The organism is Microvirga flavescens (genome assembly GCF_003290125.1).
Classification (GTDB): Bacteria; Pseudomonadota; Alphaproteobacteria; order Rhizobiales; family Beijerinckiaceae; genus Microvirga; species Microvirga flavescens.
This window is the reverse complement of sequence record NZ_QMKH01000001.1, coordinates 121,057-132,631: the sequence shown is the minus strand read 5'-3', so window position 1 is coordinate 132,631 and position 11,575 is coordinate 121,057. Positions and strand designations below refer to the sequence as shown.

Here is an 11,575-nt window from a genome sequence, read left to right as displayed (position 1 = left end):
TTTCCTGTTCTGCTTGGTGACATCGGTGGCACCAATGCCCGCTTCGCCGTCCTCATGGGCCCCGGCGAACCCATTCTGTTCCTGCCTCGCACCCTCACAGCCCAGACCTCCGACCCGGTCGTGGCCATCAGGACCGCGCTGAAGGGCTATGCCGGGGTTGCTCCGCGCTCCGCAATCATCGCGGTCGCGACCCGCGTCGACCGTCCGGTCATCCGCCTCACAAATGCCGATTGGACCATCGACGCCCAATCCATCGGCACGGCGCTCGGGTTGGAGCGTGTCGTGCTCGTCAACGATTATACGCCGGTGGCGGCGTCCGCGACGGTGCTCGACGCCGCGCGCGGCGATCTTGCGCCCCTCGGCTACGGCGGCAGGCCCGGTGAAGGCGCACGCCTGGTGCTGGGCCCGGGAACGGGTTTCGGCGCAGCAGCCCTTGTGCCGGTGGAGGACCGCTTCGCGATTCTGGCGACGGAGGCGGGCCATGTGGAATTCGGGCCCGTGACTGACGAAGAAATGGCCCTGTGGCCGCATCTGGAGCGAGTCGGCGGGCGCATCACGGCGGAAGTCGTCCTGTCCGGGCCGGGGCTGTTCCGTCTCGCGCGGGCGCTTGCCGCCCATCGGGGCGTGGATTTCACCTTCAAGGTGCCGAACGACATTCTCACTGCCGCGCGTGAGGGGGATGTTCTGGCAACCGAGGTCCTCGATTTCTTCGGCCGCTGGCTCGGGCGCTTTGCCGGGGATCTGGCGTTGACCTTCGAGGCGAGCGGCGGGGTCTTTATCGGCGGCGGCATCGCGCCGCGCATGGTCGATATTCTGCAAAAGGGCGGCTTTCGCGGCGCGTTCGACCGCAAGGCTCCCCACGACAACTGGGCGCGCAACGTTCCGGCTTTTGTGATCACCAATCCGGAGCCCGCGCTCGAAGGGCTGTCGGCCCTCGTGACACATCCGGAACGTTTCATCTATCACGCGCAGGGCTGGCGAGCCTGAAGGCTCCGCCCGCCACCGTGACCGACTTCTCCTCCTTGCCTCTTCGGCGCTTTCTCATCAGGCCATGAAAACAGAACAGATTGCTCTCTCGCCCCTCGCTCCCGGCGCGAACCTCTCCCTGACCGTGCACCGCTTCGGTGAGGCGGGCGCGCGCCCGCGCGTCTATATCCAGGCGGCGCTCCACGCCGACGAGATCCCCGGCATGATCGCCGCGCACCATGTGCGCGAGCGGCTCCTGGCATTGGAGGCGGAAGGCAAGATCAAGGGTGAGATCATCCTGGTGCCGTCGGCCAATCCCATTGGTCTTTCCCAACGCATGCTCGGGACGCCGGTCGGGCGCTTCGATTTTTCGAACGGCATGAACTTTAACCGGGGCTATCCTTATCTCGTGCCGAAGGTGGCCGAGCGCGTGGCGGGACGCCTCGCGGATGACGGCGCCGCCAATGTCCGCACGATTCGCGAGGCGCTTGTTGCTGAGCTCGACGCCACGCCTGTCAACAATCCGGCCGAGGTGCTGAAGAAGACCCTGCTGCGCCTCGCCATCGAGGCGGACATCGTGCTCGATCTGCACTGCGATTCCGAGGCCGTGATGCACTTTTACACGCATACCCGCTCGGCGGATGAGTTCGCGCCCCTCTGCGCCCTGCTCGGCGTGAGGGCCATTCTCCTCGCGGAGGAATCTGGCGACGATCCCTTCGATGAAGCCTGCAGCCGTCCCTGGGCCGAGCTGGCAGATCGCTTTCCGGATCGCCCGATCCCGTTCGGATGCCATTCGACAACGGTGGAGTTCCGCGGCGAAGGGGACGTGAACCACGATTACGCCTGCGCCGACGCGAAGGCCCTGATCGACTATCTGACCTTGCGCGGCGTCATCGCAGGCGAGGCGCCCAAGGTCCCTGCCGCCCTCTGCAAGCCGACGCCGCTGGCGGCGTCCGTGCCCGTCGTCGCGCCGGCCTCCGGTATCGTCGTCTTCCAGGTTCAGCCGGGTGCCGAGGTGAAGGCGGGGGACGTCATCGCTGAGATCGTCGACCCTCTCTCCGGCAAGGTCGCGCAGGCCAAGGCCGGCTGCGACGGGGTGATGTTCGCCCGCATTCTCGGCCGTTTCGCCGGCGAGGGGCAGCGCCTCGCCAAGATCGCGGGCACGATTGCAAGTCGGACCGGAAAATTGCTGGGTGCCTGAGGCTCCACTACCCCACAAGGAAAGCCGCCCCCGTGAAGGGCGGCTTTTTCATTTCAGAACGCGCGTTGGGACAATGATCTTGTCAGGGGGCGGCCCTGGCGTATCTTGGCCTTGTTGCGCGACTTTCCGGGCGAAGGGCAGAAGAAGACCAGACGAACAAGACGAGAGGAGGATATGCGGGAGAGCCTTGGGCCGACCGGGCCGGCTTTCTTGCAAGGCTGACCCTGGGCGCGACATCGTTCCCCGAAAACGGAGATCTCCGATGATCGTCAGTTTAGCGACCTACACCTTCATCCATACCGCCTTGAGCCTCATTGCCCTTGCCGTGGGCTTCATCGTCATTGCCGATCTGTTCGCGGCGCGAATCCGCCCGTTCTGGACCGGCGTGTTCCTCTTCACCGCCATCGCCACCAGCGTCACCGGGTTCGGCTTTCCCTTCAACGGCGTGTTGCCATCCCATATCGTCGGCGTGATCGCCCTGATCATCCTCGCGGCGGTGCTCTATGCGCGGTACATCGCCCATTTTTCAGGGACATGGCGACGAATCTATGCGGCGGGAGTGGTCGCGAGCGTCTATCTGCTCGCCTTCGTCGCCATCGCCCAGGCTTTCCTGAAGGTCCCTGCTCTCAAGAATACCGCACTGACACAGGCCGAGCTGCCCTTCGTCCTGTCGCAGGGCATAGCGCTCGCGGTTTTCGTCGTGTTGGGGGTTCTTGCTGCCAGGGAGTTCCGGAGAGGGGCCGTTCAGCCCGTCCGGGCCTGAGGCTGCGGGCGTTCCGTTTCAGATCTGTGCGAAGGTAGGGCTTTTCAGCGAAGCACGCCGGAAAGGGGCCCCTCTCCGGCGTGCTCTTAGCATTACCTCGCCGTGCGGTTCGCCATGGGCGGTTCCGCAGAGCCAAGGCTAAATCAATGACTTAGCGGATGCCCACGGCGAGGCGACGACAGTGACAATGAGACACTGGACCACCTCCTTTTCGTTGTTGCGCGAATATCCAATATGGTGTGTGAGGCCAAATGGCGTAAAGAGGGCTGCGCTGCGGCGTCTTGCCTCCGCCGTGCCATCTTGAGTAGAACCTGGACACCATGACTGACCTTCCGGCTCCCGTGAGACGCCGTCGCACGTTTGCGATCATCTCCCACCCCGACGCGGGTAAGACCACGTTGACCGAAAAGCTGCTGCTCTTCGGCGGAGCGATCCAGCTCGCCGGTGAGGTGAAGGCCAAGAAGAACCGCGTCTCTACGCGCTCGGACTGGATGGGCATCGAGAAGGAGCGCGGCATCTCCGTCGTCACCTCGGTGATGACCTTCGAATACGGCGATTGCGTCTTCAACCTGCTCGACACGCCGGGCCACGAGGACTTCTCGGAAGATACCTACCGCACGCTCACGGCGGTCGATTCCGCCATCATGGTGATCGACGCCGCGAAGGGCATCGAGGCGCGCACGCGAAAGCTCTTCGAAGTCTGCCGCATGCGCGACATTCCCATCGTCACCTTCGTGAACAAGATGGACCGCGAGACGCGCAATCCCTTCGATCTTCTCGACGAGATCGAAAAGACGCTGGCCCTCGACACCACACCTGTCACCTGGCCCATCGGCCAGGGCCGCAGCTTCGCGGGCACATACGATCTTGCACGCAACCTCGTGCGCCGCATCGACACCGATGACGAGCCGCAGAGCGTTTCCGGCCCCGACGATCCGTTGATCGAGGCGATGCTTCCGTCGCACGAGATCGAGGCGTGGCGCGAGGAAGTGTCGCTGGCGAAGGAAGCCTGCAAGCCGTTCGATCTCACGTCCTTCCGCGAGGGGCATCTGACGCCGGTGTTCTTCGGCAGCGCCCTGCGCAATTTCGGCGTGCGCGACCTCATCGACGCGATGGCGGCCTATGCCCCGCCGCCGCGCGGGCAGGAGGCGGACAAGCGCCAGGTCGAGGCGGGCGAGCCGAAGATGACCGGTTTCGTGTTCAAGATTCAGGCCAACATGGATCCGAACCATCGCGACCGCATCGCCTTCATGCGCATCTGCTCGGGCAAGCTTGCGCGCGGCATGAAGGCGAAGCTCGTGCGCACGGGAAAACCTATGAGCCTCAACGCGCCGCAATTCTTCTTCGCGCAGGACCGCGCGATTGCGGACGAGGCCTGGGCTGGGGACGTGGTGGGTATTCCCAACCACGGCACCCTGCGCATCGGCGACACGCTCACCGAGGGCGAGGACATCGTGTTTCGCGGCGTGCCGAGCTTCGCGCCTGAAATCCTGCGGCGCATCAAGCTGCAGGACGCGATGAAGGCGAAGAAGCTGCGCGAGGCCTTGCAGCAGATGGCGGAAGAGGGTGTCGTGCAGCTTTTCATTCCGCAGGACGGCTCAGGCGCCATCGTCGGCGTCGTGGGTGCGCTGCAGCTCGATGTGCTGAAAGAGCGCCTGTTGGCTGAATACGGCCTGCCTATCGATTACGAGCCGACGCGCTTCACGATCTGCCGCTGGATCACGGCGGAAGACGGTGTCGAACTCGACCGTTTCGTCGACAGCCATCTCTCGTCGATGGCGCGCGACCTCGACGATGCGCCCGTCTTCATGGCAGCGAACAACTTCAACCTTCAATACGAGATCGACCGCACCAAAGGCATCACGTTCTCGGATGTGAAGGATTATCAGAAGAAGGCGGCTTGAGAGCCGCATTCATGCAGGCGGGGGCGAAACGCCATCCGCCTGCGTTGATCATGAGGAGGGTTCCGGACGCGCCGATTTCATCAAGCCGCGAGCTTGCGCTCCGCAAACTGCGCCTGCGTCGCCTCGATGTCGGCGACAGTCGGCAAGCTCGCTTCGTTGCCGAGATGCTGAATGGCATAGCCTGACGCCGCGCGCGCGAAGATGAAGTGTTCGCGCCACGGCATGTCGGGCCGCGCCATCGCGGAATAGACGTAGGCACCGTGGAAGATGTCGCCCGCGCCGTTGGTGTCGACAACGTTTTCCGACGGCACGGCGAGCGCGGGAAGAACGCCTTCCGTTCCGGTTTCGTCGTACCAGACGAGACCGCGCTCGCCCAAGGTGACGCCGCCCACCTTGCAACCGCGGCTCTTCAGATAAGTCAGCATTTCGCCCGGCGTCAGATTCATCTGCTCGCACAGGCGTTCGGCCACGATCGCGACATCGATGAACTCGAGAAGCTCATGCGTGTTGGAGCGCAGGCCACCGCCATCGAGCGAGGTGAGAATGCCTGCTTCACGGCAGGTCTTTGCGTAGTGCATGGCCGCGTCCGCCTGGTGGCCGTCGAGGTGGAGCGCGCGGCAGCCGGTGAGGTTCAGCGGCGGAACGGGATGGAGATAATGGTCGTCACGGCAGCGGACGATGGCGCGCTTGCCGTTGTTCGGCATGATGAAGGACAGCGAGGATTCCACCACCTTGCGATGATGGACGGAAATGCCGTACTTCGCGGCCATGTCGATGAACATGCGCCCAAGCCAGTCATCCGCGATCGAGGTCAAAAGATCGGGCACGATGCCGAGCTTGGCGCAGGCGAAGGCGGCCGTCACGGCGTTGCCGCCAAAGGAGATAGCGTAGTCCCGCGCCACTGTCTTTTCGTCGCCGGTCGGAATCTCATCCGCCAGGAACGTCACATCGATGTAAGTCTGACCAACAAAGAGGGCTTGCATGGAAAATACGCTACCGTGGTTGAAGGGAAACGATTCGGCTCGGAAGCATTGGCCGAGCGCCGGCGATTGTGCAAGTTCTCGCGGCGAAGCTCAAGGCTTTGGCGAAGGCTCGACCATGGTCGCCAGTGCGTCGGCCAGTGGTTCGGCGGAATAGCCCAAAGCCCCGTCGAATGGGCGCTCGCGCGTCGCGATGAGGCCAAGCGCCACCACGACGGCGATTGAAAAGATCGACAGGGCAGCGACCTGGGCGCGCGGACGTTCCAGATGCACCATCGCGATGGCGACCTGGGTCATGAGGGCGAGGAAAATAACGACGGTCCATTTTGTGCGGTCCGTCTGGTCATCGCTCAAGGACAGCCGCACCGAGCGGGCCTTGCGCAGGGAAAGAACCGTATCGAGAAACGCCCCTTGCGCAGCCTGTCCGGCTTCGATCCCCACCTTCGGATCGGAGACAAGGCTGAGGATGGAGAGAAGAGCCTCTTCGGCCCTCGGCGAACTCTCCTGATTCGCCATGCGGGGCCATTCGTCCTCGATGAGGATGCGAATGTAATCGCGGATGGCTTGGCGCACATTCCGCATGTCGGCGGCGCTGGCGATGGTCATGGTGTTGAGGGCCAGAAGCCCGTCACGCTCGGCGAAGATGGCGTCGGCAGCGCGGCGACTGCGCTCCCAGACATCGCTCGCGAGAAAGCCTGTCAGCAGCGCAAAGAGGATTGCGACGGATCCGAAAAAGGGCGCGACGATTCCTGTGAAGCTTGACGCTGTCGTGCGGCAGCGCTTTCCGAAGCTGAGCCAGTGAATGAAGAGGAGGAAAATCGTGAGGAGAGCGGCCAGGCTGACGAAGATGCCCCAGACCGGCATGTCGAGCCATCGATCGAAGATCATCGGGGCCTCCATCCATCCAGCCTTGCACTATAGGACAGGCGTGACGTTTGTCGCCGTGGCAGCACGGAAAATGCTGCTGCGTAGCTTCACAAACGCCGCAGATGGTTGTCCCAGGTCCAGCGGTCGAGCTCCGTTCCACCGAGACGCTTCAGCTCCTGTGTTGCCACCGGGGCGAGCCTGACGCCGGAATTGCCGGAGGTTGCAAGAAGGACGCCTTCAATGGGCGCTGCCGCCACGCCGCACACGTCTGACATGCGGCGACGCCCGAGATATTGCCCGCTCGACACATCCCAGAACGCGATGGTGTTGCCGCGCGGGCTTGTGGCGGCGGCGAGTTTGCCGGAGGCATCGAGGGAGACAGAGCCGACATAGTTTTGAAGCGCGCCGAGATCGTCTTCCGGCATGTCGAGAAAACGCGTCTTGCCATCGGGCGTCATGACGCCGACGAGAGGCGGCATCTCATTCGGGTCGCCCTCGAACTGGCAGCCGAACACCGTTGTGCCTGCTGCCGTGACGGCGAGGTGGCGGATGCTCAGCCCCTTCAACGCCGCACCAAGGTCCGTCTTGACGAGAACGCTGCCGCTTTGCGGATCGACGAGCGCGAGGCTCGGCTCCATCTCGTCCTTGTTGAGAATTTCGCGGCCCGTTCCGGGATGCGTTTTGATGCCGCCATTCGCCACCACGATGTGGCGATGGCCGGGGAGAAACGCGAGATCGTGAGGGCCGATGCCGTAGCTTGGCATTTCGCCGACCCGGCGATAATCCGCCGTCGCGTCATAGATGCCGAGAACGCCATCTCCCGTCGCCATCGCGTTCTCGGTGGCATAGAGCAGTCCGCCATCGGCTGAAAACACGCCGTGGCCGTAAAAATGACGACCCGGCGGCGAGGTGACGACCCGTGTTACGTTGCCGCTGTTGCGGTCGATGATCGCGGCCCAGTTGCCGGGCCTGCGAGCGAAAACCACGAGATCTTCGGAGAAGGGGCGGATGGCAATGTCGTGGCCGCGCTCAGGCAAACGCGTGTTGAAGAGCATGCGCCCGTCGAGTGCGAACACGGCGACGTATGCGGCATCCGATGAGTCTAGGCTGGCCGAGACGAAGAGCGGCTCGGGGGTGCCCGCAAAGGCAAGCCGCGATCCGCCGGACGCGGCAATCGTCGCGCTCAAAGCCGCGAGGAATGAGCGCCGGTCAATCGCCGTCACGGCTGTTGAACCCTATCGTCACGCCAAGCGCGGTTGGAATGGTGTTGCCCGCAATCTCGCGCAGCGAGTGAACGGCGTCGCGCAAAAGAACGATCCGGCCACGCGTTTTGGGATCGGCGGAGAGCGTTCCGATGTTCGCCTGTCCGAGCCCCTGCGTCATCGCGCGCGCGGTGCGCAGGGCGTAGAACAGGGATGAGCCCTCGTCTGAATTGGGATCGACAAGCAGCTTGCCCATCGCTTCCGCTGCGTCGAGATTGATAAGGATGGCGCGCAAGGAGCGCTGGCTGCGCCAGCCTTCTGCCAGCAAGGGCTTTGCGTCGTCCGGCTTCTTGCCCATCGGAGCGCCGAGCTTTTGATCGTCGATGATGTCGAACAGGCCCACATAGTCCGTGGCGAGGCGTGTTGCGCCATCGTCGAGAAGGGCGGTGTCTCCGCTCTCCAGCGTGGCAAGCATGCCACCTGGACGACGCCACTCATCGAGAACCTTGGCGCTCGTTACGCTAAGGCCGCGCGCAATAGCGCGGCCGACGGCGCAGCGGCGCTTGGCGGCATCCGAACCATCCGTCAGCGCCTTTGCGGCGTCCTTCTCGAAGAGCAGACGTTCGAGCGCGGTCAAACCTTGCACCGCAGCGCTCGTTTGGGGAAAGCGCTCAGGCGTCAAATCATCCTCGCCGGTGCGCGAGAGAAGATTGCCGAGTGCGCGGTTGACGGTGTTCTGCCGCTCCGGCCAATGCGCCATGCGTTCGAAACGAAAATCGGTGGAGATCGGCCCGTAGAGAACGAACTCGATGCCCGCCCAGGCATCGGCGGCTTTCTGATACGCATCCTGAAGGGAGGAGGCTGCCTCCGTCTTCGGAGCGGCGCAAAAGGTCTCCCATGCGAGTTGCTGCGCCGTCATCGCCTTGGCGAGCGTCTCGTAACGGGGAATGATGAAGTCGCGCGAGACTTTCACCAGCGTTTCGCGGTTCGCGTCCGCTTTCGCGACACCTGTGAAGACAACGAGCGCCATAAAGGCGACGACGGGCAACCGGAACATGTCTGTCCTCATAGCGACCTCAAGTATTCGATGAGCTTTTGCCGTTCAGACGCATTGAGAGCCTCGAAACGTGTCCTTGCTCGAGCGGCCTCTCCGCCATGCAGGCGGATGGCGTCCTCAAGGGTCGAGGCACGTCCGTCATGCAACAGCCGTGAGCTGTTCGCAAGAGCTCGCGAAAGGCCCCAGAGCGGCGCGGTGCGCCATTCTGTTGAGGCCACGCCCGGTTCCGTCGCACCGCCGTCAAGCTCCGCTCCCATGTCGTGGAGCAGAAGGTCGGTGAAAGCGCGGACCGGGCCGTCCTTTCCGGGAATGGACGGGCGATGGCAGGCCGCGCAGCCGGTTGCTGCAAAGAGACGCTCGCCCGCGCGTTTGGTTTCAGCCACAGGAGGCGGCGCGATTGAAGCAAGATAGGCCGCGATGCGAGAGACGATCTCGCCGGAAATCTCCGGCGTGGTTTCGTCGCCCCCGTGGGGCGCCGCAAGGCAGGCCTTCTGTGCAGACGTACAATCGCCCGCAAGGGCAGGGCGTCCCAGCGTCGACATGCCGAGATCGAGATGGAAGGCCTGTTCGACCTGCTCCGGCAACGTTGGAGCGGAAGCCTTCCATCCGAAGCGTCCGATGCGCTTTTGTCCGTGGCTATCCGTGACCCAGTTGATGCGCCCGCGCACGCCATCCGGTTTTTCCTCCTGCGTCATCGCAAGAATGGCAGCGTCCGGGATGGTTTCGATGAGGCCGAGACCGCGAAGGGCCGGCGCGAGGAGTGTGCCCGTGCGCGTTTGCGGATCGAGATCGCCATAGGCGAGGGCATCAGGCTTGTAGCAGCCATTGCTCATGACGATGCGCCCTTCCGGCATGACGCCGGAAACGGCGGATGTCTGCAACTGCCTGCCGTAAACCGGATCGGGCGCGCCGGAGGCGTTGCTGAACCTGAGGGCGATGTTGTCGCTCATCACGATGCCGGCGGCATCGGTCTCCACCTTCACACGGTCAAGCGTCGTGTGGCAGGCGGCGCAGGAGCGCGCATTGAACAGCGGTCCCAGTCCGTCATTGGCAAGCGTCGATGAAGGCGCGGGAACCCAGGCGCGGCGGAACAGGGCACGGCCGATGGCCTCATCGAGAGCGTGGCTCTGTACCGGTGCAATGCCAATCAGACCCGCGATGACGAAGCGCTTCATCACGCGACCCGCAAATAGCCCATCATGCCGTATTCGAGATGCTCGAGCAGATGGCAATGGAACATCCAGTCGCCTTTTTGTGCGACGAAGGCGATCTTGATCCGTTCCTTCGGTTGCAACAAAACGGTATCTGCAAAGTGGCGCGGGCGCGCGAGCCGGGATGTGCTCAAGACCTCGAAGGTGTGGCCGTGCAGATGAATCGGATGATGATGCGGTGTCGCGTTCATCAGCTCGAACACATAGGAGCGGCCGGCCTGCAGCAGGCCGAGCGGAGCGGGCAGTTGGCGATGGTCGGTTGTCGGCCACGAGGCCTGATTGATCGCCCAGAACGTCTTGTCGCGCACGCACAGACCGTCGAGCAGAACTTTCGCGAGCGGATCGCTCGGCTCGAGCTTCGTCGCCATGTCCGCAGCGGAGCCGGAGGATGCGGAGAAGGTGAAGCTCATGCGTTCCGCTTGCGCGAGGTCGGCGCGTGGCAGATCGGGTGCATAGAGAATGGCGGGATCGAAAGCGCGCACCTTCCGCGCGGAGCCGACGGCGCGATAGGTGCCGAGCGTCCAGGGCTCCGACGAATAATAGTCGATCACCTTGAAGCTTTTTCCGGCTTTCGGCGCGCGCACCAGAATGTCGAGACGCATGGCCGATCCCATGCGCCATGTCTCGAGCGCGAAGGGCGGCACGGCATTGCCGTCGATGGCGATGACGTAAGCCTCCGCTCCATCGACGCCGATTTCGAGAACGCGGCTGCCGTCGAGATTGAGCACGCGCAGGCGGATATCGCCTTCCGCCGGCACATCGGCATTGACGGAGCCGACGCCGTTGACGGCGCGCACGGTGCCGAAAGTTCCCGCGCGGCTTGCGCCTTCCGTCGTCTCGAAGGGAAGCCAGCTTCCATCCTCGGCGAGGCGCCAATCCTTGCAGGCGAGAATGAGATCGGCATCCGGCGCGCGGCGCTCGTCGCCTTCCACGATCAGGACGCCCGCCATGCCTCGTCCGGTCTGTCCGGATTCATTGCAGTGAGGATGGATGAAGAACGTGCCGGGATCGGGCAGGGTGAATTCGTAAGTGAAGCTCTCGCCCTTGTTCACGGGAGGCTGCGTCACGAACGGAACGCCGTCCATCGCGTTCGGCACGCGGATGCCGTGCCAGTGAATGGCGGTGTGCTCGTCGAGACGGTTCTCAAGCCGTGCGCGGATCGTGTCGCCGACCCGGGCGCGCAGCACGGGCATGAGTTCATCCGTGTAGGTCCACACGCGCGTCTCGGGGCCCATGGGTCCGAGAAGGCGCGCGGGGCGTTCCATGCTGGTAAAGCGCCAATCGAGAACGCGCCCGCCGGGTGCCGGCGGGCGCGGTGTGAGCGGCGCAATCTTTACCGGACGCGCGAGAAGTCCCGAAGCGCCGGTCGCGGAAGCGAGAGCCGCCGCGCCGATGCCTTTCAGAACGCTCCGGCGTCCGATCAT

Annotated in this window: 10 protein-coding genes; 4 read left to right on the top strand and 6 right to left on the bottom strand. The window is 63.8% G+C overall.

The features are described 5' to 3' along the window. Window positions 1-9 precede the first annotated feature (9 nt). The 4 genes from DQW91_RS00545 (at window position 10) to DQW91_RS00530 (ending at window position 4,834) form a co-directional block, all read left to right on the top strand. On the top strand, window positions 10-987 hold the full coding sequence (locus DQW91_RS00545; RefSeq protein ID WP_425373362.1) for a glucokinase: 978 nt from the start codon (window positions 10-12) through the stop codon (window positions 985-987). A 64-nt stretch (window positions 988-1,051) separates the two neighbouring features. Continuing rightward, entirely contained in the window at window positions 1,052-2,167 is a 1,116-nt protein-coding gene (locus DQW91_RS00540; RefSeq protein WP_112661648.1) for a succinylglutamate desuccinylase/aspartoacylase family protein, read from the top strand. A gap of 262 nt (window positions 2,168-2,429) precedes the next feature. Continuing rightward, the gene (locus DQW91_RS00535) at window positions 2,430-2,930 is read left to right on the top strand and encodes a hypothetical protein (RefSeq protein WP_112661647.1); all 501 of its coding nucleotides are present in this window, start codon (window positions 2,430-2,432) and stop codon (window positions 2,928-2,930) included. Window positions 2,931-3,250: 320 nt separating this feature from the next. Continuing rightward, window positions 3,251-4,834, top strand: coding sequence for a peptide chain release factor 3 (locus DQW91_RS00530; RefSeq protein ID WP_112661646.1), 1,584 nt, complete (start codon window positions 3,251-3,253; stop codon window positions 4,832-4,834). An 80-nt stretch (window positions 4,835-4,914) separates the two neighbouring features. On the opposite strand, the gene DQW91_RS00525 is transcribed toward DQW91_RS00530, so the two are convergent. The 6 genes from DQW91_RS00525 to DQW91_RS00500 all read right to left on the bottom strand — a co-directional run bounded on the left by DQW91_RS00525 (window position 4,915) and on the right by DQW91_RS00500 (window position 11,575). Further along, a complete protein-coding gene (locus DQW91_RS00525) occupies window positions 4,915-5,817 on the bottom strand; it encodes a sugar kinase (RefSeq protein ID WP_112661645.1) in 903 nt (300 codons plus the stop codon). 90 nt (window positions 5,818-5,907) lie between these two features. Beyond that, window positions 5,908-6,702: a bestrophin-like domain gene (locus tag DQW91_RS00520; protein WP_157961288.1), complete on the bottom strand. Its 795-nt coding sequence runs from the start codon at window positions 6,700-6,702 to the stop codon at window positions 5,908-5,910. An 86-nt stretch (window positions 6,703-6,788) separates the two neighbouring features. Beyond that, window positions 6,789-7,904 carry a DUF1513 domain-containing protein gene (locus tag DQW91_RS00515; RefSeq protein WP_112661643.1) on the bottom strand — a complete coding sequence of 372 codons (1,116 nt, stop codon included), beginning with the start codon at window positions 7,902-7,904 and terminating at the stop codon, window positions 6,789-6,791. Further along, window positions 7,891-8,940 (bottom strand): imelysin family protein, encoded by a 1,050-nt coding sequence (locus tag DQW91_RS00510; RefSeq protein ID WP_157961287.1) that lies wholly within the window; start codon window positions 8,938-8,940, stop codon window positions 7,891-7,893. The genes DQW91_RS00515 and DQW91_RS00510 overlap by 14 nt, the downstream gene beginning before the upstream one ends. Window positions 8,941-8,948: 8 nt before the next feature. Beyond that, entirely contained in the window at window positions 8,949-10,115 is a 1,167-nt protein-coding gene (locus DQW91_RS00505) for a di-heme oxidoredictase family protein (protein WP_112661641.1), read from the bottom strand. After that, the gene (locus DQW91_RS00500; RefSeq protein WP_112661640.1) at window positions 10,115-11,575 is read right to left on the bottom strand and encodes a multicopper oxidase family protein; all 1,461 of its coding nucleotides are present in this window, start codon (window positions 11,573-11,575) and stop codon (window positions 10,115-10,117) included. The genes DQW91_RS00505 and DQW91_RS00500 overlap by 1 nt, the downstream gene beginning before the upstream one ends.

Excerpts from the sequence above, each read along its gene's own strand:
- DQW91_RS00540 (WP_112661648.1), top strand. The coding sequence starts at position 1,052 with ATGAAAACAGAACAGATTGCTCTCTCGCCCCTCGCTCCCGGCGCGAAC.
- DQW91_RS00535 (WP_112661647.1), top strand. The coding sequence starts at position 2,430 with ATGATCGTCAGTTTAGCGACCTACACCTTCATCCATACCGCCTTGAGC.
- DQW91_RS00530 (WP_112661646.1), top strand. The coding sequence starts at position 3,251 with ATGACTGACCTTCCGGCTCCCGTGAGACGCCGTCGCACGTTTGCGATC.
- DQW91_RS00525 (WP_112661645.1), bottom strand. The coding sequence starts at position 5,817 with ATGCAAGCCCTCTTTGTTGGTCAGACTTACATCGATGTGACGTTCCTG.
- DQW91_RS00520 (WP_157961288.1), bottom strand. The coding sequence starts at position 6,702 with ATGATCTTCGATCGATGGCTCGACATGCCGGTCTGGGGCATCTTCGTC.
- DQW91_RS00510 (WP_157961287.1), bottom strand. The coding sequence starts at position 8,940 with ATGTTCCGGTTGCCCGTCGTCGCCTTTATGGCGCTCGTTGTCTTCACA.
- DQW91_RS00505 (WP_112661641.1), bottom strand. The coding sequence starts at position 10,115 with ATGAAGCGCTTCGTCATCGCGGGTCTGATTGGCATTGCACCGGTACAG.
- DQW91_RS00500 (WP_112661640.1), bottom strand. The coding sequence starts at position 11,575 with ATGATCGGACGCCGGAGCGTTCTGAAAGGCATCGGCGCGGCGGCTCTC.